Annotated in this window: 19 protein-coding genes, 1 tRNA gene and 1 riboswitch; of the genes, 9 read left to right on the forward strand and 11 right to left on the reverse strand. The window is 71.2% G+C overall.

All coding sequences use genetic code 11. The annotated features are described in order from the left end of the window. The first annotated feature begins 51 nt into the window (after positions 1 to 51). Both ACLQ26_RS24995 and ACLQ26_RS25000 read left to right on the forward strand, forming a co-directional pair. Complete coding sequence (locus tag ACLQ26_RS24995; protein WP_425746749.1) at positions 52 to 588, forward strand: DUF6886 family protein; 537 nt, start codon at positions 52 to 54, stop codon at positions 586 to 588. Positions 589 to 786: 198 nt separating this feature from the next. After that, positions 787 to 1,584, forward strand: coding sequence for a cellulose binding domain-containing protein (locus ACLQ26_RS25000; RefSeq protein WP_425746750.1), 798 nt, complete (start codon positions 787 to 789; stop codon positions 1,582 to 1,584). Between the two features lie 219 nt (positions 1,585 to 1,803). Here the strand turns inward: ACLQ26_RS25000 and ACLQ26_RS25005 are convergent. Further along, a tRNA-Gly gene (locus tag ACLQ26_RS25005) sits at positions 1,804 to 1,877 on the reverse strand. 203 nt (positions 1,878 to 2,080) lie between these two features. Here ACLQ26_RS25005 and ACLQ26_RS25010 point away from each other — a divergent pair. Then, complete coding sequence (locus tag ACLQ26_RS25010) at positions 2,081 to 3,064, forward strand: zinc metalloprotease (RefSeq protein WP_425746751.1); 984 nt, start codon at positions 2,081 to 2,083, stop codon at positions 3,062 to 3,064. Between the two features lie 76 nt (positions 3,065 to 3,140). On the opposite strand, the gene ACLQ26_RS25015 is transcribed toward ACLQ26_RS25010, so the two are convergent. After that, positions 3,141 to 3,698 carry a pyridoxamine 5'-phosphate oxidase family protein gene (locus ACLQ26_RS25015; protein ID WP_425746752.1) on the reverse strand — a complete coding sequence of 186 codons (558 nt, stop codon included), beginning with the start codon at positions 3,696 to 3,698 and terminating at the stop codon, positions 3,141 to 3,143. A 77-nt stretch (positions 3,699 to 3,775) separates the two neighbouring features. On the opposite strand from ACLQ26_RS25015, the gene dcd reads away from it, so the two are divergent. Continuing rightward, positions 3,776 to 4,354 (forward strand): dCTP deaminase, encoded by a 579-nt coding sequence (dcd, locus tag ACLQ26_RS25020; protein WP_363680972.1) that lies wholly within the window; start codon positions 3,776 to 3,778, stop codon positions 4,352 to 4,354. A 59-nt stretch (positions 4,355 to 4,413) separates the two neighbouring features. Here the strand turns inward: dcd and ACLQ26_RS25025 are convergent, their stop codons facing one another. Next, positions 4,414 to 5,454 carry an NlpC/P60 family protein gene (locus tag ACLQ26_RS25025; protein ID WP_425746753.1) on the reverse strand — a complete coding sequence of 347 codons (1,041 nt, stop codon included), beginning with the start codon at positions 5,452 to 5,454 and terminating at the stop codon, positions 4,414 to 4,416. Between the two features lie 13 nt (positions 5,455 to 5,467). Beyond that, positions 5,468 to 5,604, reverse strand: a riboswitch (cyclic di-AMP (ydaO/yuaA leader). 233 nt (positions 5,605 to 5,837) lie between these two features. Here ACLQ26_RS25025 and ACLQ26_RS25030 point away from each other — a divergent pair. Beyond that, complete coding sequence (locus ACLQ26_RS25030) at positions 5,838 to 7,814, forward strand: N-acetylmuramoyl-L-alanine amidase (protein ID WP_425746754.1); 1,977 nt, start codon at positions 5,838 to 5,840, stop codon at positions 7,812 to 7,814. 82 nt (positions 7,815 to 7,896) lie between these two features. Here ACLQ26_RS25030 and ACLQ26_RS25035 read toward each other — a convergent pair whose 3' ends face one another. From ACLQ26_RS25035 to ACLQ26_RS25055, 5 genes are all read right to left on the reverse strand, one after another. After that, the gene (locus tag ACLQ26_RS25035; RefSeq protein ID WP_425746755.1) at positions 7,897 to 8,910 is read right to left on the reverse strand and encodes an NlpC/P60 family protein; all 1,014 of its coding nucleotides are present in this window, start codon (positions 8,908 to 8,910) and stop codon (positions 7,897 to 7,899) included. A 167-nt stretch (positions 8,911 to 9,077) separates the two neighbouring features. Next, on the reverse strand, positions 9,078 to 10,079 hold the full coding sequence (locus tag ACLQ26_RS25040) for a hemolysin family protein (RefSeq protein WP_425746756.1): 1,002 nt from the start codon (positions 10,077 to 10,079) through the stop codon (positions 9,078 to 9,080). Beyond that, on the reverse strand, positions 10,072 to 11,397 hold the full coding sequence (locus tag ACLQ26_RS25045; RefSeq protein WP_425746757.1) for a hemolysin family protein: 1,326 nt from the start codon (positions 11,395 to 11,397) through the stop codon (positions 10,072 to 10,074). The genes ACLQ26_RS25040 and ACLQ26_RS25045 overlap by 8 nt, the downstream gene beginning before the upstream one ends. Positions 11,398 to 11,526: 129 nt before the next feature. Continuing rightward, entirely contained in the window at positions 11,527 to 13,725 is a 2,199-nt protein-coding gene (locus ACLQ26_RS25050) for a (Fe-S)-binding protein (RefSeq protein WP_425746758.1), read from the reverse strand. Between the two features lie 310 nt (positions 13,726 to 14,035). Further along, positions 14,036 to 14,299, reverse strand: coding sequence for a cell division protein CrgA (locus tag ACLQ26_RS25055; RefSeq protein WP_007454145.1), 264 nt, complete (start codon positions 14,297 to 14,299; stop codon positions 14,036 to 14,038). Between the two features lie 222 nt (positions 14,300 to 14,521). Here ACLQ26_RS25055 and ACLQ26_RS25060 point away from each other — a divergent pair, with 222 nt between their 5' ends. From ACLQ26_RS25060 to ACLQ26_RS25075, 4 genes are all read left to right on the forward strand, one after another. Next, positions 14,522 to 15,325 carry a DUF881 domain-containing protein gene (locus ACLQ26_RS25060; RefSeq protein WP_425746759.1) on the forward strand — a complete coding sequence of 268 codons (804 nt, stop codon included), beginning with the start codon at positions 14,522 to 14,524 and terminating at the stop codon, positions 15,323 to 15,325. A gap of 1,124 nt (positions 15,326 to 16,449) precedes the next feature. Next, positions 16,450 to 17,310 carry a class E sortase gene (locus tag ACLQ26_RS25065; RefSeq protein ID WP_425746760.1) on the forward strand — a complete coding sequence of 287 codons (861 nt, stop codon included), beginning with the start codon at positions 16,450 to 16,452 and terminating at the stop codon, positions 17,308 to 17,310. 4 nt (positions 17,311 to 17,314) lie between these two features. Further along, positions 17,315 to 17,599, forward strand: coding sequence for a hypothetical protein (locus ACLQ26_RS25070; RefSeq protein WP_425746761.1), 285 nt, complete (start codon positions 17,315 to 17,317; stop codon positions 17,597 to 17,599). 2 nt (positions 17,600 to 17,601) lie between these two features. Beyond that, positions 17,602 to 18,252: an aminodeoxychorismate/anthranilate synthase component II gene (locus ACLQ26_RS25075; RefSeq protein WP_425746762.1), complete on the forward strand. Its 651-nt coding sequence runs from the start codon at positions 17,602 to 17,604 to the stop codon at positions 18,250 to 18,252. Between the two features lie 203 nt (positions 18,253 to 18,455). Here the strand turns inward: ACLQ26_RS25075 and ACLQ26_RS25080 are convergent, their stop codons facing one another. The 3 genes from ACLQ26_RS25080 to ACLQ26_RS25090 all read right to left on the reverse strand — a co-directional run bounded on the left by ACLQ26_RS25080 (position 18,456) and on the right by ACLQ26_RS25090 (position 22,404). Then, positions 18,456 to 19,076 (reverse strand): SanA/YdcF family protein, encoded by a 621-nt coding sequence (locus ACLQ26_RS25080; RefSeq protein WP_425746763.1) that lies wholly within the window; start codon positions 19,074 to 19,076, stop codon positions 18,456 to 18,458. A gap of 92 nt (positions 19,077 to 19,168) precedes the next feature. Then, entirely contained in the window at positions 19,169 to 20,992 is a 1,824-nt protein-coding gene (gene pknB / locus ACLQ26_RS25085) for a Stk1 family PASTA domain-containing Ser/Thr kinase (protein WP_425746764.1), read from the reverse strand. Next, on the reverse strand, positions 20,989 to 22,404 hold the full coding sequence (locus ACLQ26_RS25090; RefSeq protein WP_425746765.1) for a protein kinase domain-containing protein: 1,416 nt from the start codon (positions 22,402 to 22,404) through the stop codon (positions 20,989 to 20,991). Before ACLQ26_RS25090 ends, pknB begins: the two co-directional genes overlap by 4 nt.

Raw genomic sequence — 22,404 nt, forward strand, 5'->3', positions numbered from 1 at the left:
GTCACCTGAATTCGGTTGTGCCTGTCGCCCGCCGCGGGTAGAGACAACGGGATGCGACCGGAGCCCGGGCAGGTGCTGCACTTCTCGGAGGATCCGACGATCACTCGGTTCGTTCCGCATGTCGCCGCGACCGCTCAGCAGCCGGACGCCTACGTGTGGGCCGTCGACTACGACAGGGCACCCGACTACTGGTTTCCGCGCCAGTGCCCACGTGCGATGGCCTGGGTGTTACCAACGACCTCCCGGACGGATCGGGAGCGCATCGTCGGGGCGGGCTGCGGCGAGCGAGTCCACGCGATCGAGTACGGCTGGCTGGAAGCGATGCGGACGGTTCGACTGTTCGCCTACCGGCTACCGGCCGATCGGTTCCGACCCTTCGGCGCTCCCCAGTCACACGCGCTCGTGGCGGTCGAGCCCGTCACGCCGCTCGGCCCTCCCGAGCCGGTTGGCGACCTGCTGCGGTGCCACGCCGAGGCGGGCATTCAGCTTCGCGTGCTGGACAACCTCTGGCCGTTCTGGGACGCCGTGGTCAAGAGCACGGTCGGCTTCAGTGGCATCAGGCTGCGCAACGCCCGGCCCCGGCCATGATCGACCGCGCCACCGAAGGCCCTGACCGGGACTCACGTCCTGGCCGCGGGGGGTCGGTCGGGAGATCACGGCGGTCTCCGGCAGCGAGCCGGTGCGACGCATGGTGGAGACGACCGCCGATCCGGTCAATTGACGAACATTGATTGATGCGGTCGACTAGCGATGCCCGTATCCCCCGGCTCACCCAGGAGGGCCCTCTTGCGTACGCTCCTGACCCTCGCCGCGGCCGCCGTCTGCGCCGCCGGCGCACTCGCCGTCCCCGCAGCGGCGGCGCAGGCCGATCCAGCCGGCACCGCCCCGGCCGACGCCTGCGCCGGTACTGTCCAGATCCAGTCGCTCACCTTCAACCCGCCCCGGGTGGTTGCGGGCCAGGCCGTCAGGGCCACGGCCGTCGGGCAGAACTGCACCGCCCAACAGCAACAGTTCTCCACGGCGATCTACGCCCGGTTCGTCGGCTCCACCCCCGGCATCCCCACCGGCTGCCCGGCCTTCGACCCCCTGCCTGGCTGGACGGTCACCGTCGATCCGGGTGCGACCTTCAGCTGGCAGGAGGGTTACTTTGTGCGCCCCGGCTGTACGGCCACCGGCCTGGAGGTCACGGTCCGGGTAGAGGACCACGCCACCGGCACCCGGCTCACCCGGACCGACACGGTGCCGATCGACCCGACGCCGGCGACGCCCTGCACCGTGAGCTACCGCACCGGGAGCGAGTGGCCGGGAGGCTTCACCGCCCAGATCACCATCAAGAACACAAGCACCGTGCCGGTCAACGGTTGGACGCTCAGCTTCACCTTCCCCGGTGACCAGCACATCGTCCAGTCCTGGTCCGCCACCGCCCAGCAGAGCGGTGCCACCGTCACGGCCCGGAACGCCAGCTACAACCCCCTGTTGGCGCCGGGCGCCTCGGTGGTCTTCGGCGTCCTGGGCACCTGGCAGGCCAGCGACGCGGTCCCGATCGCGTTCACGCTCAACGACGTCAGCTGCGCCGCAGGGTAGCCCGCGCACCGGACCCGGCGACACGCTCGCGTCGCGGGCGCCCGGCGGCAGCCTGCGAGACATCATGGCCCGGATGGGCCACGACAGTCCCCGCGCGGCGGCCGCCGAGGACGACGGGACGGGCGCCGAGGCGGGCTAATGGCACAGCGCCCTGTTTCAGCCATCTAGAACGACGGAAGCCCTGGCGGGACCATCGGTCCTGACCAGGGCTTCCGTGCGTGGAGCGGGTGACGGGAATCGAACCCGCACTGTCAGCTTGGGAAGCTGATGTTCTGCCATTGAACTACACCCGCAGGCGGCACCACTGTACCCGAGTCGTCGAACCGGTGCACCCGGCCACCCCCGCGTGCCGGCGGCCCGCCCGCGCATCGGAAGAAGTTTCCTGACGGCAACATATGGCCGTTCTCAAATGCGTCGATGGGTTGTAACGTCTGCCACACGTTCCCAGCCACGGCGTGACACACCCCCTGCCGCGCCGCCAGAAAGAGGTGGGCCCATGGGACTCCGTCCCAACCTGCTGACCCGGCGTGCCGCCGGTGTCGCGTCGACGACCCTCGCGCTCCTGCTCAGCACCGCTGCGGCGGGTGTCGTTCCGGCTGCTTCGGCCTTCTCCGCAGCGCCCGGTGGCGCCTGCGCGGAGCCGACCGACAGCCACGCCAACGCCCGGGTGAGGCCCGGCGCGGCGGGCACGCACGAGCCGAACGAGCTGACCGCGAAGCAGGTCCGTGAACGCGACGCCGACCTCGCGGCGGCGCTGCGCGAGCGCGCCAACTACCGGGCCGGCGCCGGCGCCACGACGCTTGCCACCGTCACCATCCCGGTGGTGGTGCACGTGATCCAGGAGAACAGCACCCGGGCCGGCGGCAACATCCCGGACTCGCTGATCACCTCGCAGATCAGCGTGCTCAACCAGGCCTACGCGGGTGGGACCGGCGGCGCGGCCACCGCCTTCGCCTTCCGACTCGACAAGATCAACCGAGTGACGAACCCGTCCTGGTACCCGATCGTCGACGGCTCGTCGGCGGAGCGGTCGATGAAGTCGTCGCTGCGGGTGGGCGGCAAGAACACGCTCAACATCTACCTCGGTGAGCTCAGCGACGACCTGCTGGGCTGGGCGACCTTCCCGCAGCGCAAGCTCAGCAGCATGGACGGCGTGGTCGTGCTCAACGAGTCCCTTCCGGGGGGCACCGCCACCAACTACAACCAGGGCGACACCGGCACCCACGAGATCGGGCACTGGCTGAACCTCTACCACACGTTCCAGGGTGGCTGCGGCGGCTCGGGCGACGGCGTGAGTGACACCCCGGCCGAGGCGTCACCGGCGTTCGAGTGCCCGACCGGGCGGAACACCTGCTCGGCGACCGGCCTGGACCCGATCACCAACTTCATGGACTACACCTACGACTCGTGCATGTACCAGTTCACCGCGGGGCAGGCGAGCCGCATGCTTACCGCGTGGAACGCGTACCGCGCGGCGTAGCTCTGCTCGCGTACACCAGGTGCCGGCTCCGTCACGACGGAGCCGGCACCTGCGTTTTTACCGGATCGGGCCGCGGTCAGGCGGCCGTGCACTGGACGTCACGGCTGCGTCGGGCCGGGCGCGTCTGCGGTACGGCGACAGGCGCGGCCGGCGCCGGCGGGGTTTGCGGATCCAGCCAGACCCGCACGGCCGGGCGGCCCGGAGTGACACCCGGAACGCCTGTGACGTGCTGCTCGCGACGGGTCAGCATCGCCACGTCGACTGTGAACTCGAACAGCCGCCAGTCGACCTGCGGCTCGGCCCGGGCACTCTGCGCCAACCGGGCCACCCGGCCCGGGTCGGCGACCGGCCAGGCGTGGCCCGCCACGTACGCCTCGTCGTCGCTCTCCTCCGAAGGGAAGGAGTGCAGCGCGTAGCGGCCGTCCCGTTCGAGGTCACGGCGCTTCGGCGAGTCGATAATGAAGCAGAAGAGACCCTCGTCGGTGATGACCGGGGAGACCGGGTGGACCCGGGGCCCGCCGTCGGCGCGGACCGTGGCCAGGTAGCCGAAGCCCGGCCCGTACTGCTGCAGGAGAACGCGGATCCCGTCGGCGAGGCGGGGCTCGTCGGCGGCGAATTCGGACCAGGAAGCCATGCGGGCATTCTATCGAACAAATGTACGAGGAGCGACCTCAACACGCTGGTCACCGCGGCCCTCGCTATGGTGGTCCGATGCTGCTCTCCGACCGTGACCTGGTCTCCGAGATCAAGACCGGCACGCTGGGCCTGGAGCCGTTCGAGCCCACCCTGGTCCAACCGTCCAGCATCGACGTCCGACTCGACCGGCTGTTCCGGGTCTTCAACAACCATCTCTACACCCACATCGACCCGGCCATGCAGCAGGACGACCTGACCTCGGTGGTCGAGGTGCCCGACGGTGAGCCGTTCGTGCTGCATCCGGGGGAGTTCGTGCTCGCCTCGACGCTGGAGGTGATCTCGCTCGGCGACCAGCTCGCCGGCCGGTTGGAGGGGAAGAGCTCACTGGGCCGCCTCGGCCTGCTCACCCACTCCACCGCGGGGTTCATCGACCCGGGCTTCTCCGGCCACGTGACGCTGGAACTGTCCAACGTGGCGAACCTGCCGATCACCCTCTGGCCGGGCATGAAGATCGGCCAGCTCTGCATCTTCCGGCTCTCCTCGCCGGCCGAGCACCCGTACGGCTCGGTGGTCTACGGCTCGCGGTACCAGGGTCAGCGGGGGCCGACGCCCAGCCGCTCCTGGCAGAACTGGCGTGCCTGGCCGACGCGCTAGGAGACGACGAGGGCCCGCCGCGATGAGATCGCGACGGGCCCTGCTGCGTTCGACGTCGGTCAGCCGGGACGGCCGTAGCTGTGGATCGGCCCGTCGTCGACCTTCTTCATCTTGACGGGCTGACCGGCCTGGGAGGCGTGCACCACCCAGCCACCGCCGACGTACATGCCGACGTGGTGGATGTCGCTGTAGTAGAAGACCAGGTCACCGGCGCGCAGGTCGGCTCTGCTGACGTTCTTTGTCACCCGGCTCTGCGCTGCGGCGTTGTGCGGCAGCGACACGCCTGCCTTCGCCCATGCGGCGAGCATCAGCCCGGAACAGTCGTACGAGTTCGGACCCTCGGCACCCCACACGTACGGCTTGCCGATCTGGGCGCAGGCGAACTTGACGGCCGTGCCCGCGCCGCCGCCGGGGTAGCTGGCCGGGCAGGGCGCCGGACGCAGCGAACCGCCGCCGCCGTTGCCGTACACCTTGAGGCGCAGCTTCTGCAGCCTGTCGATCTCGTCGTTGATCTGCTTCTTCTTCGCCGCCAACTGCGCTTCGGTCCGGGTCAGCTGGACCACCATCTCGTCGAGCGGCGCCTTCTGCCGGGCCAGCTCGTCGCGGAGGTCGGCGACCTGCCGGACGTCCTCCTGCTGGTTGTGGGCGAACCGGTCGAGCATCTCGAGCTGCCCCACCACCTCGCTTGGCGACCGGCTGCCGAGCATCGTGTTGACAGTCGACAGGTTCTCGCCCATGTACGCCCGCACGGCCAGCGCGCTGACCTTGGTCATCGCGGCGTCGACCTGGCGTTCCAGGGGCGCGATGCGAGCGGCGAGCATGTCGGCCTGCTTGCGCTTCACGGCCAGGTCCGCGCGGGTGGCGTTGTGCCGTTCGATGACCGGTTCGAGCTTGTTCCAGTCGGCGTCGATCTGGCGCTCGATCTCGGCGACGGACGGGTCCGCGTGCGCAGCCGTGGCGCTGCCGGTCAGGACGACGGCGACGCCGACCACTGCGGCGAGGGCGGTGGTGAAGCGGGACCAGCGTGGACGCGGCACTGTCGACGTCGGGTCGGCCGAGGCCGACCGTTCGGACGACGGCCGCGGGGCATGGAGGGCCACCGGGGTTCCGTACTCCTTCTTCCTGACCGCCTACCGGGTTAGCTGACGGGTTCGGGCGGGAAGTTGGCGCCCTACCGCAATGGCTGCGGATTCACCCCGGGGGAACCTGGGTCCCCGGCTCGCTCGCAAGCGACTCGGCGGTGTCGGTCCGTTACCGCCCGGATGGGCAGACCTGCTACCGGGCCGACAAATGACCAGAGTAGAGACGGCCGTTACCGATCCGCAACCCGTGCGGCCGTGACACTCCGTACCGATTCGAGGGGATCACCGAGCGTACGTGAAAGTTTCTTTCTGCACGCTTTGATAGATAGAAAGGTATTGACGCGGACTCCCGGCCGGCGCGAAGGTGACCAGACCGATACCAGCAAAATCTAGGGGGTTCGATGGAACGTCCAACCCTGTCCGCCGGCCGGCGCGCGCTGCTCGTCGTCGCGGTGGTCACCGCAACGACGGCCGTACCGCTGAGCACCGGTCCCGCCTCCGCCGCACCGGCCGCCGACCGTCAGCAGCAGTACGCCGCCGCGTCGACCGAGTACGGGGTGCCGACCGCAGTACTGCTCGGCGTCTCCTACCTGGAGTCCCGCTGGGACAGCAACGCCGGCACCCCGAGCACCAGCGGCGGCTACGGGCCCATGCACCTGACCGACGCCCGCCACGTGGCCGCCCTACCCGCACGCGGCCACCACGACGCCGGCACCGAGGATCCGCGCGGCGACGACTCCCGCGCCGTCCGGGCACCCGCGCCGGCCACCGATCCCGCGCCGCCAACTGCCGCGTTGCAGACCGTCGACGCCGCCGCCGCGCTGACCGGCGCCGCCCCCGAGGCGCTGCGCAGCGACGCCACTACCAACATCAGGGGAGGGGCGGCGCTGCTGGCCGCGTACCAACGGGAGGTTGGAGCCCCGGTCGGCGCGGGCACCGACCCGGCCAGCTGGTACGGCGCGGTGGCCCGCTACGCCGGCGCGGACAGCGCCGACGCCGCGGCGGCCTTCGCCGACGAGGTCTTCACCACCATCGGCGCCGGCGCTGCCCGCGTGACCGACGACGGTCAGCGGGTCACCCTGCCGGCCCGCGCGGTACGACCCGAGCGTTCCTGGCTGGACCGGCTGGGCCTGCGACGACTCGCCCGCCCGGACGGCCTGGAATGCCCCCGGACCGTGTCCTGTGAGTGGATCCCCGCCCCCTACGAGGCGTTCGGCGACGGCGACTACGGCAACCACGACCTCTCCGACCGGCCCGCCCGGCAGAAGATCGAGTACATAGTCATCCACGACACCGAGGCGAGCTGGGCGACCACCCTGCAACTCGTCCAAGACCCGACGTACGTGAGCTGGCACTACTCGCTGCGCTCGGTCGACGGGCACATCGCCCAGCACGTCAAGACCAAGGACGTCGCCTGGCACGCCGGCAACTGGTACGTCAACGCGAAGTCGATCGGGCTGGAACACGAGGGCTTCGCCGCGCAGGGCACCTGGTACACCGAGGCGATGTACCGGACCTCGTCGAAGCTCGTCCGGCACCTCGCGCTGCGGTACGGCATCCCGCTGGACCGCCAGCACATCATCGGCCACGACAACGTGCCCGGCACCATCGCGTCGACAGTGCGCGGGATGCACTGGGATCCGGGGCCCTACTGGGACTGGACGCACTACTTCGACCTGCTGCACGCGCCGCGCCTGGACACCGGCACCCCGGCCACCGGGTTGGTCCGGATCGACCCCGACTACGCGACGAACCGCCCGGCGTTCACCGGATGCGTCACAGCCGGAACGCCCTGCGCGCCGCGCGGCTCCTCGTCGGTGGTGCTGCACACCGCGCCGTCCGAGGACGCGCCGCTGGTGAACGACATCGCGCTGCGCCCGGACGGCACCCCGAACACGATGGACGTGTCTGACCACGGCGCCCGCGCCTCCGCCGGCCAGACGTACGCCCTGGCCGGGCGGCAGGGCGACTGGACGGCCATCTGGTACCTCGGGCAACGGGCCTGGTTCCACAACCCGGCGTCGGCGCCGACCGCCACCTGGACCGTCGGCGTGGTGGCCACCCCGAAGGCCGGCCGGGCCACCATCCCGGTTTACGGGCGGGCGTACCCGGAGCAGGCGGCCTACCCGGCCGGCGTGCCCTACCAGGCGATCTCGCCGCTGCAGTACACGCTGGCAGCCGGGCAGCGCTACGCCGTCGGCGCGGTGCTGGGCGGCGAGTACTACCGGGCCAGCACGTTCGACGGCTCCTCGCCCGGCGACTGGACGGTGATCCGGGGCAAGAACCGGTACGCGCAGATCCAGTTCGGCCACCGCATCATGTACGTCGACCTCGCCGACGTGCAGTTGCTGCCGTCCCCGGTGGGCGCGCCCCGCTGAGATGCCTCGCTGAGAAACGCCTCGCTGAGAGACGACGACGGCCCCCGGTCTGACCGGGGGCCGTCGTGGTGCGCGAGGTGGATCAGCCGGGTCTGCGGAACCCGGCGACGGGCATGGTGTTGATGCTCGACACCTGCACCGGTTTGCCGGCACGTGGCGCGTGCACCATCTGGTTGTTACCCAGATACAGCCCGACATGACTCAGGCCGGAGAAGAAGAAGACCAGGTCGCCGGGGCGGGCGTCGGCGCGCGAGACGGCCTTGCCCTCGTTCCACTGGTCACCCGTGTGGTGGGTGAGGTAGATCCCGGCCGACTTGTAGGCGTACTGGGTCAGCCCCGAACAGTCGAACGAGTTCGGGCCGGTGGCGCCCCAGACGTACGGATCGCCCACCTGCTGGCAGGCCGTCCTGATCGCCTTCTGGGCGGCCGCGGCGAGCACACCGTTGATGGTCGGACAGCCGACGGTCTTGACAGTGGTCTTGGGCATCGACGCCTCGAGCTTCTTGATCTCGGCGTCGATCTGCTTCTTCTTGGCCGCCAGCTCGTTCTGCTGCTTGGTCTGCGTGGCGATCAACGCGTCCAGCTTCTGCTTCTCGCCGTCGTACCTGGCCCGCACGGCCAGGACGCCCGCGACCTGCTTGCGCTCCTGCGCGGCCAGCCGGTCGAGGAGGGTGAGCTGCTCGGTGAGCGTGTCCGGCTTGGCGCTGACCAGCAGCGCGCCGATCTCCTGCGACGGGCCCGACATGTAGTAGCGGGAGGCGAGGTCACCGACCCGGCTGAGCGCCAACTCGCTCTGCAGGGCCAGCGGCTCGATCTTCTTCTGCAGCGCGGACGACTTGTTCCGGTTGACCTTCAGCTGCGCCCGCACCTTGTTGTACTGCTCGATGGTGGGCTCCAACTGCTCCCACTTCTTGTCGATCTGCGCCTCGATCTCGTCGACCGTGGGCTCGGCCTGCGCCGGCACGGCGAGCATTCCGGCACCGACCGCGGCGGCGGCGACCAGGACGAGCAGACGGTGGGCGACCCGGCGCAGACCGCCCGGCCGAGCGGACAGTCCCGGGGCGTGACGATGAGGGGGCATGGTTGCCACCGGCACCGACTCCTTTGCAACCGACCGCCGGGCGCCTCGCGTGAGGGAAGGGCCGAGGCAGACGACCCACAGCGGTCGGTGCCCCACATTAGGGAAGCGCCGCACCGGAATCAAGGCGAGCCGAGTCACCATCACCGTGGCGCAACCGCCTGCACACCAACAGTGCTGGTCAATTAGCCAACGATTGCGGTCAATACGTCATCGAGTGTGACCACACCGAGCGGACGCCTACCGTCGCTGACCAGCACCATGTGTCGCCGTTCCCGGCGCATCGCCAGCAGCAGATCGGCAAGCGTACGTTCCGGCGGCACCACCGCCAGCGGCCGGTACACCTCTTCCGGCACCGGTGCCCGGCGACCCTGCCCGGCGTAACCGAGCACGTCCTTGACGTGCACGAAGCCCAGGACGCGCCTGGTGGATCGCTGCACCACCGGGAACCGGGACCGGCCGGTCCTGGTCGCCAGCACCTCCAGCGACGCCGGAGAGACGTCCTCGGCAACCGTCACCACAGTCGACCACGGCTGCAACGCGTCCGCCGCGGTCCGGGTGTGCAGGGCCAGGGCCCCGGTGATCCGGGCGTGCTCCTCGGCGTCGAGCAGCCCCTCGGTACGCGCCTGCGACACCAGCCCGGCCAACTCCTCGGCGGTGAACACCGTCTTCACGGCCTCGGTCGCCTCGATCCGCCAGAACGCCAGCACCCGGCGCGCCGCCCACTTCATGGCCAGCAACAGCGGCTTGGTGGCCACGCAGAACGCCAACATGGCCGGGCCCAGCCAGAGGGCGGAGACCTCCGGACCGGCAAGCGTGATGTTCTTCGGCACCATCTCGCCGACCACCGTGTGCAGGAAGACGACGATGCCGAGCGCGAGCACGAACGCCACCGGGTGCACCGCCCGCTCGGGCAGGCCGACGGCATGGAACGGCGACTCCAGCAGATGCGCCAGCGCCGGCTCGGCGATCGCGCCGAGGCCCAGCGAGCAGACCGTGATGCCGAGCTGCGCGCCGGCGATCATCAGCGGGATCTGGTTCATCGCCGACAGCGCCCAGCGGGCCCGCTTCGAGCCGGCCGCCAGCGGCTCGATCACCGTACGCCGGGACGCGATCAGCGCGAACTCGCTGCCCACGAAGAATCCGTTGCCGAGCAGCAGCAGCACTGTCACCAGCAGCTCAGTCATCGGAGTCCGGCTCCGCCGGGCGCAACACCCGGACCTGCTCGATCCGGTGCCGCTCCACCTCGACCACAGTGAACTCCCAGCCGTCCGCGTCGACCGTCTCGCCGGCCAGGGGGATGTGTCCGAGCCGGGCCAGCAGGAACCCGGCCAACGTCTCGTACGGCCCCTCGGGCAGCCGGAAGCCGGTCTGCTCGGCCAGCTCGTCGGAGCGCAGCACCCCGTCGACAAGCACCGTGCGCTCCCCGCCCGGCACGGTCAGCTCGACCGGCCCGGCGTCGTCCACACTGGCCGGATCGAACTCGTCGGCGATCTCTCCGACCAGCTCCTCGACGAGGTCCTCGATCGTCACCACGCCGTCCGTGCCGCCGTACTCGTCGACCACGATGGCCAGGTCCGCCCCGGCCGCCTTCAACGCCGCCAGCACGCCGTCCAGGTCCAGGCTCTCCGGCACGTACACCGGCTCCCGGGCCACCGAGGCGACCATCGTCGACCCCCGCGCCGCCAACGGCACGCCCAGCGCGTCCGGCACGCCTGCCACACCGGTGACCAGGTCCAGGGTCTCCTCGTACACCGGGAAGCGGGTCCGGCCGGTCCGCCGCGACTCTTCGAGCAGCTCGGCCACCGTGGCGGTGGCGCGCAGCGCGACCACGTCGACACGCGGCGTCATCGCCTCGGCCGCCCGTTTGTCGCCGAAGCGGATGGTGCGGCGCAGCAGCATCGCCGTGTCCGTGGGCAGCGCGCCCGCGCGGGCCGAGATGGCCGCCAGCAGGCCCAGCTCCTCCGGTGAGCGGGCGCTCGCCAGCTCCTCCTGCGGCTCCACGCCGAGCGCCCGGACCAGCCGGTTCGCCGATCCGTTCAGGCCCCGGATCACCCAGCCGAACGTCCGGGAGAAGGTGTGCATCGGCCCGGCGGTGGCCAGCGCGGCGGGCATCGGCTGGGCCAGCGCCGCGTTCTTGGGCACCAGCTCACCGAACAGCATGGAGATGAGTGTGGCCAGGGCCAGCGCCAGGAACGGGGTGAACCGCTCGGTGCTCTCCCCGGCCACCGGGCGCAGCAGCGGGGTGAAGATCCGGGCCAGAGCCGGCTCGGCCAGGTAGCCCGTGAGCAGCGCGGTGATGGTGATCCCGAGCTGCGCTCCGGAGAGCTGGAAGGACAGCTCACGCAGCGCGGTGCGGACCTTCAGGGCTGCCTCGTCGCCGGCGCCGGCCCTGCGGTCGATCTCCGCCCGGTCGACCGTGACCAGGGCGAACTCGGCCGCGACGAAGAACGCGTTGCCGGCGGTCAGCGCAACGAAGCCGACCAGTGGCAGCAGCGTGGTCAAGAGCAGGCCGTCGATATCGCCTCACCTCGGCGCGATTCTGCCACGCCGGGTCCGCGAGGGCCGGGGCGGTCGGGCACGGCGGCGGCACCCGTGGGCGCCGCCGCCGTCCGATGATTTTCGGGGTACGCCTCAGCCGGCGACCGGCGCGGACTCCTTGTCGCCCCGCGGCTGCTCCGGCTTCACCGATCGGAGCAGCACGCTCGCCACGTCGATCACCTCGACCTGCTCGCCGGCGCCCTTGCCGTTGACCCCGTCGTTGAGCATCGTCGAGCAGAACGGGCAGCCGACGGCGACCGTCTTCGCCCCCGTGGCCATGGCCTCCTCGACCCGGTCCACGTTGATCCGCTTGCCGATCTTCTCCTCCATCCACATCCGGGCGCCGCCGGCGCCGCAGCAGAAGGAGCGCTCGCTGTTGCGCGGCATCTCGGTGATCTCGCCCTCGATCGCGTCGCCGAGGACCTCACGAGGGGCGGCGAAGACCCGGTTGTGCCGGCCCAGGTAGCAGGGATCGTGGTACGTCACGCCACCGTCGACGGGCTGCACAGGCGTCAGCTTGCCGGTGGACACCAGGTGGGCCAGCAGCTGGGTGTGGTGGACGACCTCGAACTCGCCGCCGAGCTGGCCGTACTCGTTGCCAAGCGTGTTGAAGCAGTGCGGGCAGGTCGCGACGATCTTGCGCTTGGCCTTCTCCCGGCCCTCGAACGCCTCGTTCAGCGTCTCCACGTTCTGCTGGGCGAGCATCTGGAAGACGAACTCGTTGCCGATCCGTCGCGCCGGGTCACCCGAGCAGGTCTCGCCCTCGCCCAGGATCGCGAAGCTCACCCCGGCCTCGTTGAGCAGGGTGGCCACCGCGCGGGTGGTCTTCTTGGCCCGATCCTCGAACGCGCCGGCGCAGCCGACCCAGAACAGGTACTCGAAGTCGTCGACCTCACCCACCCGGGGCACCTCGAAGTCCAGGCCCTTGGTCCAGTCCTCGCGGGTGTTCTGCGGGGCGCCCCACGGGTTGCCCTTGTTCTCCAGGTTGCGCAGCATCACGCCGGCCTCGGAGGGGAAGCTCGACTCGATCAGCACCTGGTAACGCCGCATGTCGACAATGTGGTCGACGTGCTCGATGTCCACCGGGCACTGCTCGACGCAGGCGCCGCAGGTGGTGCAGGACCAGAGCACGTCCGGGTCGATGACGCCGCCCTCCTCTGCCGTCCCGATCAGCGGCTTGTCACCCTCGGCGAGAGACAGCACGTCCAGGTGCGCGAGCTGCGCCTGGGTGGCCTTCTCCTCGCCGGTGAGGTCCTTGCCGCCGCCGGCCAGCAGGTAGGGGGCCTTGGCGTACGCGTGGTCGCGCAGGCTCAGCACGAGCAGCTTGGGTGACAGCGGCTTGCCGGTGTTCCAGGCGGGGCACTGCGACTGGCAGCGACCGCACTCGGTGCAGGTGCTGAAGTCCAGCAGGCCCTTCCAGGTGAACTGCTCGACCTGGGCGACACCGAACTGATCCTTCTCCGGGTCGGCCTCCTCGAAGTCGAGCGGCTTGCCCTGGCTCGTCATCGGCCGCAGGGGGCCCAGACCGGAGCCGGCCGGCTTCTCCGGGTCACGCTTGAAGAAGATGTTGGGAAACGCCAGGAAACGGTGCCAGGCGACGCCCATTGTGACGTTCAGCGAGATGACGATCAGCCAGGTCATCGAAATGATGATCTTGATGGCGGCGGCGACGCTCACGCCGTCCGCCCAGTCCGGCAGCACCGCGCCGACGGCGTGGCTGACCGGAGTGGCCCAGAACGGGAACTCGAAGTGGTCCGTTGCGACCTTGAAGCCGCGGATCACGAATCCGAAGATCAGGACCAGCAGCACGATCCACTCGACGAAGTAGCCCTGCCACATCGTCGAGCCGGTGAACCGGGACCGGCCGCCGGGCCGGGTCGGCCGGTTGCGGAGCCGGATCGCCATCAGCACCAGGATGCCGACCAGGCCCAACACCCCGATGATCTCGGTGACCAGGCCGAAGATCGTCCAGTGCCCGATGATCGGCAACCCGCCGTCGGTGGTCGCCACCTCGAAGTACGCCTCGAGCACCAGCAGCGACAGCACGATGAAGCCGACCATCACGAACCAGTGGGCGGCGCCCACCACGCCCCACTTGAGCATCCGGGTGTGGCCGGCGGTCTCCACAAGCATCTTCCTGGTGCGGGCGCCCTTGTCGGCGAACCGCTCCGGAGCGGGTTGCCCCAGCCGGATGACGGCCGTCATCTTCATGACCGCGCGCACCGCCAGCCACACCGCCACGGCGGTGATGCCGGCCGCGAGGATCGTGGTGACGATCTGGACGCTGCCCATCGAGTTGGCCTCCCCGGTCTGCTGCCTGTCGAGCGGTTCAGCAACCGGGACCGGGGCAGGACGGAGCCAGCGTCGCGCCGCTGCCACACCTGCGACCGGACCGGTCGATGACCTCGCTCCGCTCGGTCATGCAGTGCAGCCTACGCGCAAGGTTACCCAGCAGTAACGTGAGTCATCTCGCAGTAGGCCACGCTGCCTGCGGACACCATAGGGTGCCCGGCCCGGTCCTGCCGGGCAGGGGCGTGGTGGGTGACCTGGATCCTTCGGTGTGGGGCGCCGGCCCACAGGTGTGACGGCGCCCAGACCAGGCTCAGCGCCAGCGGGAGAGCAGCACCAGCGACGCGACCATCGCGCCGAAGCCGACCGCCAGGTTCCAGTACTGCCACGAGGCGACCGGGTACTCCTGCTCGGAGAGGTAGTAGACGACCAGCCAGCCGATGCCCGCGACGATCAGGGCGACCGCGGTGATCGGCAACCACACCGGGCTAGGCTTGCGCGACGCCGCCGTCGTCGTCGGACGGACGTCCGTCGGCGGGGTGTACACCTTCTTCTTGCGGACCTGAGACTTGGGCACGGCGCTCTCCAGAGGGGGTGACGACCTCGTCCGGCCTGACAACCGGACGCGGAGGCGACGGTTCATGGCCAATAATGTTCGACAGCTAGCGTAGTCCCGAACGGCCGCCTGGACCACGAATGGGGTCAGGCAGGTACATGGAGTGACCGAAAAGGGCGGGACTGTTCGCATCACCGGCCCGGCCGGCACGCGCCAGTCCCCGACACGCGGAAGGAACGCTCGGTGGAGTACACATCCGGCGCCGCCTCCTGGCAGAAGGTCCTCCGACGGGCCGTCGCCGGGCTGCTGCCCCGGCGGCCACGCCAACGGCGACCAGGCTGGTCGATCGGAGTGCCCCTGATCGCCGCCGCGGCAGGGCTGCTCTTCACCACCACCGCGACCACGGCCGGCGGCACCGCTCTACGCGAGGACCGGCGGCCCCAGCTCAACCAGCTCATCCAGGAGCGCGAGCAGCAGGTCGCCGCGAGCGAGGGCCGCGCTGCCACCCTGCGCGACGAGGTCGAGCGACGCACCAACACACTTGCCGGTTCGGACGCCCCGATCAAGGCCCAGCAGGCCCGAGCCCAGGGCAGCCTCAAGGCAGCCGGGTTCACCGCCGTCACCGGCACGGCCGTGACTGTCGAGCTGAACGACGCGCCCCAGCACGACGACGAGGCCCACTCCGACGCCACCAACGACGACCTGGTCGTACACCAGGGCGACGTGCAGGCGGTGGTCAACGCACTGTGGGCGGGTGGGGCGCAGGCCATGTCAATCATGAACGTCCGTGTGCTCGCAACCAGCGCGGTACGCTGCGTCGGTAACACCCTGCTGCTCCATGGTCGGGTGTACTCCCCACCGTTCAAGATCGTAGCAATCGGCGATCCCGCTGCCCTTCAGCAGGCCCTCGCCAGCTCTGAGGGAGTCCGGTTGTTCAAGGACGCAGTCGACGACTATCAACTCGGCTACAAGGAGTCCGTCTCCACCGTGACCGTCCCGGCCTTCGAGGACTCGACCGCGCTGCGTTCGGCGACGGTGCCCCGGTGAGCGGCCCGGACGAGCGCCGCGACGGGCGGCACCGGGACCAGGCCGACGAACCGACCGCCTTCCTGCCCAAGGTCGATCGACCCGAGCCGACCCCGGGTCGACCCGAGTCGACCCCGCAGCGGCCCGAGCCGACCCCGGGTCGACCCGAGTCGACCTCGCAAGGGTCCGAGCCGACCTCGCAGCGGCCCGAACCGACCTCGCAGCGGCGTGAGCCGACCCCGCAGCGGCCCGAGGCGACTCCGGGTCGGGCCCCGACCGGCAACTGGCCCGAGCCCGTGCTGCCCAGTCGGCCACGGGTGACGCATCCGGCGGCAGCTCCCGAGCCGCCGAGGGCCGCCGGACCGCCCCCGGCCGACCGCTCTACCCCGTCGCAGGTGGGCCGTCCCGGCCCTGGCCCGCGCACCGATCACCCTGCCCCGCCCAGCGCCGGCCGGCCCGACCCGCAGCGCGCTCCACAGCTCCCGAGCCCGGCGGCGCCACAGCACCCGAGCCCGGCGGCGCCACAGCACCCGAGCCCGGCGGCGCCGCCGCCCTGGCCCGGCGCCGCAGCGACCGGCTCGGCTCCGCACGGCGGGTCCGGCCAGGCCTCCGCCGCCGCTCCCGGCCGACCGACCACGCCCCCCTCGCAGGGGCCGGTCCGGCCGCCCGCCCCGGGCAACGACCCCAGGCGCGTCCCGGCTCCCGACGCCGCACCGACCCGCCCGGCGACCGCCAGCGGCCCGCCCGACGTCCCGACCGGGCCCGGCGGCGCTCCGGGCACCCCTGCACGACCGGCGGCGCTCGGCGGCTCCGGCCGGCCCGCGGCGTCCGGCGCCTCGACTACCCCCGGCGCCTCGACCCCGTCCGGCGCCTCGACTACCCCCCGCGCCTCGACCCCGGCCGGCGCCTCGACTACCCCCGGCACCTCGACCCCGTCCGGCGCCTCGACTACCCCCCGCGCCTCGACCCCGTCCGGCGGCGATGCGCCGACCGCGTTCATCCCGAAGGTTGGTGGGGCGGCCGCACGCCTGACCAGCGCGCCGGGTACCCCGGTCTCACCGGCCGGTCCGGGCCGGCCGGACGACCCGAATGCCACAGCGCTCATCCCGGCCGTACCGTCCGGGCCGGCACCCCGGCCTCCGGCCATGGACTCCACGGCGCTGATGGGGGCCGTTCCCCGCACGGCGACGCCGGACGAGCCGGGCGGCGCGGACGACAGCGCCGCCGAGCCTCCCCGACCGCGTCGGGGCGAGCGGGTGGTCCAGCTTCGGCCGCACCAGACCGGCGAGGGCTACAAGAGCGTCTACTCGGAACTCACCCGCCCGTCATTCGGCTCCCGGCTGCGCACCGGCGTCCGGGTCACCGGCGAGGTGCTGATCACCTTCGGCCTTGTGGTGCTGCTCTTCGCCGGCTACGAGGTCTGGGGCAAGTCGGCCATCGTCGACGCCCACCAGGACGACCTCAACAGCCAACTCGCCCAGGAGTGGGGCGGCGCGACCGACCCCACTGTCGCCCCGTCGGCCACGCCGAGCGCCAAGCCGTCCCCGGCGGTGCACGGCAAGCCGATCGCGGGCCTCTACATCCCCAAGCTCGAGAAGAACTGGGTGGTGGTCGAGGGCGTCACCCAGAACGACATCCGGTACGCCCCGGGTCACTACCCGACCAGCGTGCTGCCGGGACAGGTCGGCAACTTCTCCGTCGCCGGCCACCGCAACCGGGCGACCTTCTGGCGGCTGGACGAGCTGAACGACGGCGACGTGATCGTGGTCGAAAGCAAGACCGACTGGTTCGTCTACCGGGTGTCGCAGACCCGGATCGTCAAGCCGACACAGGTCGAGGTGGTGGCCCCGGTGCCGGGCGAACCGGACAAGAGGCCCACGAAGCGGATGCTGACGCTGACCACTTGCAACCCGAAGTGGGACAACTACCAGCGTCTGATCATCCACGCCGAGTTGGACCACACGCAGTCCAAATCAGCGGGCCGCCCGATCGAGCTGGGAAACTGATCCGATGTACGCGTTCATCTGGCGCAAGCTCCCGTTCGGACTGGCCGGCAAGCTGGCCGGCTCGGTGCTGCTCGCGGCCGCCACGGTGGCCCTGCTCTGGTACGTGGCCTTCCCGTGGGCCGAGCCGCTGCTGCCGTTCGACGACGTGCAGGTCACCCAGGACTCCGGCGTTCCCGGCGACCCGGGCGGCGGGGACGCGGTGACCGGGGAGACGCCGGCCGGCGACGAGCACGACCTGCCGTACGACACCGACCGGAACAACACCCCACCGCCCTCCCCGAGCAGGTGACCGTGCGCGTTCTGGTGATCGACAACTACGACTCGTTCGTCTTCAACCTCGTGCAGTACCTGGGCCAACTCGGTGTGGACTGCGACGTGCGCCGCAACGACGAGATCGACGTCGCCGAGGTCGGCCGGGTGGGCGCTGCGGGCATCCTGCTCTCACCCGGGCCGGGCAGCCCCGACCGCGCCGGCATCTGCCTCGACGTCATCCGGGCGTACGCGGGCGAGCTGCCGATCTTCGGCGTCTGCCTCGGCCACCAGGCTATCGGTGAGGCGTTCGGCGCGACCGTCACCCGGGCCGCCGAGCTGCTGCACGGCAAGACCTCCGAGGTACGCCACCGCTCGGTCGGCGTGCTCGCCGGCCTGCCCGACCCGTTCACCGCCACCCGCTACCACTCGCTCGCCGTGCTCCCCGAGACGCTGCCCGACGAACTGGAGGTCACCGGCTGGACCGGCTCCGGCGTGGTGATGGCGATGCGACACCGGACGCTGCCCATCGAGGGCGTGCAGTTCCACCCGGAGTCGGTGCTCACCGAGGGCGGCCACCTGATGCTCGCCAACTGGCTGGCCGCGTGCGGTCACCCGGAGGCGCTGGAGCGCGCGCCAGCGCTGGCCGCCGAGGTCGACGCCCGCCGCCGGGCCGCCTTCGCCACCTCGTAGACGAGCAAGTCCTGACTCAGGGCGGGCTGGAGTTGCGGCGGAGGGGGGCTGGCCATCCGCTGTGGTTGCCCCTCGTGTCGATGTGCTGTTGAGCGATATACCGCAGCGGTATGAATATGACTCTGCGGTATACCGCTGACGACAGCGTCCGCCCTCACGGAGGTGACCCACGGTCACCTCCGTGAGCCGGCTGCGCCCGCCGGTCAGCTTCTCAGCGCGTCCCGCACCGCGGGGTTCACCGACGACCGGACCGCGGGCGGACGGCCCCGGAGCGCGTCCCACGCGGCCTTGCCGCTGGCGAAGTAGTCACGGACGGCCTTCCGAGCGAGAAGGCCAGACCCACATCCATCGCACCGGGCGGCCACCCCGTCGACGTCGAGGCCGAGGTGTCGACAGAGCGTCACCGCCCGGGAGAGGTGATAGGACTGCGTGACGACCAGAGCCCGCTCGACGCCGTACACGTCCCGAGCGCGGACGCAACTGTCGTACGTGTCCAGGCCGGACGGGTCTGCCACCACCAGACGCGGATCCACGCCGAGCTTCTCGGTCAGGTGCGACGTCATCACCGTCGGCTCGTCGCCGGACGTGCCACCTCCGTCGCCGGAGACCAGCACCACCCGCGCCCGCCCGGTACGCACCAGTTCGGCGGCGGTCTCCAGCCGGCCGAGGAGCCGTTCGCCCGGTTGCCGTCCGTCCCCCGCCACGGCGGTACCCAGGACGATCACGACGTCGGCGGCGGGTGCGTCCGCCTCGCCGTACGTGTGCCCACGCGCGCCGATCGTCGTCCACAGCCACGGGACGCTGCTCAGGACAAGCACGACCACGCCCAGCGCGGCTCCCCAGAGGAGGCGCCGTCGCCACCGGCCCACCCTCGGCCGGCCGGCTGACCGAAAGCGCCACACCCAGGGGCGGACGACTACTCCTCGGGAAGTCGGATCGGCGGCGGGAAGATCGGCTGGCCGGAGCCACCACCGCTGCCCGGCGTCGTCGGCGTGCCGCTCGGCGTCGGCGTCGGCGTCACCGGCGGGCTGGGCGTCTCCTCGACCTTCTCCGGGATGCTGATCTCGAGGGTCACCGTCTTGCCCTGCGCCAAGTCGGTGCCGCCCTTCGGGTTCTGCGACTGGACGCGCCCGGCCTGATCCGCCGCGACCTCATCACCGTCGCGGAACTTGACGTCGTAACCCGCTGCGCGAAGCTCCTGGGCGGCATCGTCCTTGGTGGAGTTGACGACGTTGGGGACCTTGCCGACGTTGCCCCGGGAAACCTCGACGGTGACCTTGCTGCCCTGGGCGACAGTGCTCCCCGACGGAGGGGTGACCTTGACCACGATGCCCTTCTGCGCCGGGTTGTCCACCTGCTTCTCGTCGACCACCAGCCCTTGGGCATCGAGCTGGTCCTTGACGTTCTCGAACTGCGAGTTGACCAGACCCGGAGGGATCTTGACGTCGGGCTTGCCATCGCAGATCTGGACGGTCACCGTGCTGTTCTGCTTCAGCCGGGTGGTCGGTGCGGGGTCCTGCTTGGCGACGGTGCCCTTCGTGCAGTCGTTGGCCAGAACCGGGTCGCCCACCACCGGCCGGAAGCCGGCATTGCTGATCTCGGTAACCGCAGCGTCCCGCGTCTTTCCGGCGAGGCTGGGGACCGACTTCAGGTCCTTGTCCCCCTGCTGACTCCAGAGCAGGGCGGCCACCAGGGCGATCACCGCCAGCACGCCGACCGCGCTGAACAGGGCGATCAGCCAGGAGGACGCCTTGCGCTGGCGCGGGTCTCCGACTCGGGCCGGGATCTGCCGGGTCTGCGGCCCGGTGGCGGCGGGCGCGTAGCCGCCACCGCCGCCGGCCGGGGCCATCGCCACCGTCTCGGCCTCGCGCAGCACCGGAGTGGCCAGCACCGGCCGACCGGCGGCGGCGCGCAGCAGGTCGGCCCGCATCTCACCGGCGCTCTGGTAGCGGTTGAGCGGGTTCTTCGACAGCGCCTTGAGGACGATCGCGTCGACCGCCGGGGTGACGTCCGGGTTGATGTCGCTCGGCGTCGGCGGAGTCTCCCGTACGTGCTGGTAGGCGACGCTGACCGGGCTGTCCCCGACGAACGGCGGGTGCCCGCATACCAGCTCGAAGAGCACGCAGCCGGCCGCGTACACGTCGGAGCGGGCGTCAACTGCCTCACCGCGCGCCTGCTCGGGTGACAGGTACTGGGCCGTGCCGATCACCGCGCTGGTCTGCGTCATGGTGGTCGCGCCGCTGGCCAGCGCGCGGGCGATGCCGAAGTCCATCACCTTGACCTGGCCGGTCTGGGTAAGCATGACGTTGCCCGGCTTGATGTCCCGGTGGATGATGCCGTGCCGGTGGCTGAACTCCAACGCCGCGCACATGTCGGCACAGATCTCCAGCGCACGGCGGGGCTGCAGACGGCCCTCGGCGCCGAGGACCTCCTTCAACGTCCGCCCGTTGACGAACTCCATGACGATGAACGGCAGCGTCTCGCCGGTCGGCGCGGTCTCCTCGCCGGTGTCGTAGACCGCCACGATCGCCGGGTGGTTGAGCGAGGCGGCGTTCTGCGCCTCGCGGCGGAACCGCATCTGGAAGGTCGCGTCCCGGGCGAGGTCGGTGCGGAGCATCTTGATCGCGACGTCCCGACCGAGCCGGAGGTCGCGACCGCGGTGCACCTCGGCCATGCCGCCATAGCCGAGCAGCTCGCCGACCTGGTACCTGCCACCGAGCAGGCGGGCCTGCGCTGTCATCGCGTCTGTCGTCCTTCGCTCGTCGTCGTCCCGCCGTCACCCGGCCGGAGCCGTACCTCACGACGGTACGACGTCCGGGTCGTATCGTCGCGTTCGTCGAGCCGCAGCGCGCCGGACGTCACGGTCTGTGTAGCCGGCGTCCCGGCCGCACCGTTCTGGCTCTGCTTCCGCAGGTTGTAGGAAATCACGCCGGAGCAGAGCAGGACCAGCAAGGCCAGCAGGACGGCGAGGAGCACCATCCCGGGGCGGGACCGGCGCGGCTCGGGCGCCGGCAGCGCCGGGCCGGCCTGCCGGGCGTACGCCGGTTGGTGTTCCTGTCGGGTCTGCGCCGACGGCACCGACGCGGCGCCGCGTGGGTAGCTGGCCGGGCCGCCCGGCGGCCGCCCGTGCGGTACTGCCGGTGCGACGGCGGTGGGGCGGGGCTGCTGGGCCGGGGCGACAGCCGTCGGGCGCTGCCCGACGGGAGGCTGCCGGTGTGGGGCGCCCGGGGGGCGGAGCTGCTGCGCCTGCGGCACCTGGGCCCGGCCGGGAGCGGCGGGCGAGGACGGCACACCGGAGACCGGGCCGGAGTTACCGGCGGCCCGGGCCTGCTGGGACAGCGCGGCCTTGAGCTGGCGGGCCACCCCGGCGAGGGCGGCGGCGCTCGGCCAGCGGGCGGCCGGATCCTTGGCAAGCGCACGTTCCACAACCGCCCGGACCTGCGGCGGGATGTCGGACGGCAGCGGCCGGGGCGTCTCCCGGACGTGCCGCATGGCGATGTCGAGGGGGTTGTCGCCCTCGAACGGTCGCCGGCCGGCGAGGCACTGGTAGGCGACCACGCCGAGCGCGTACACGTCGGACGCCGGGGTGGCCACCTGGCCGGTGGCCTGCTCCGGAGAGATGTACGAGGCGGTGCCGAGCACCGAGCCGGCGGCGGTGAGCTGGCCGACGATGTCGGAGCGGGCAATGCCGAAGTCGGTGAGCACAAGCGTGCCGTTCGGCCGGACCAGCAGGTTGCCCGGCTTCACGTCGCGGTGCACGATGCCCTTCTCGTGCGCGGCGTGCAGCGCGTCGGCGGCCTGCGCGACAAGCGCCATCGTCCGGGCCGGGGTGAGTCGACCGACCCGGCTCAGCGTGGACGACAGGGCGTCGCCCTCGACGTACTCCATGACCAGGAAGGCGATCTGCTGGTCGTTGCCGAAGTCGTAGACGTCCACCACACCGGGGTGGTTGATTGTCGCCATCGTCCGGGCCTCGCCGCGGAACCGCTCGGCGAAGTCGGGGTCGTCGAGCAGCGCGGGGAGCAGACTCTTGACCGCTACCGTCCGGCCGAGCACCTGGTCGGTGCCGCGCCAGACGTCGCCCATGCCGCCGCTGGCGATCCGCTCGTCGAGGCGGTAGCGGTTGCCGAGCTGGACGCCGGGGCTGAGCAT

The sequence above is a fragment of the Micromonospora sp. DT43 genome, assembly GCF_049841645.1.
Classification (GTDB): Bacteria; Actinomycetota; Actinomycetes; order Mycobacteriales; family Micromonosporaceae; genus Micromonospora.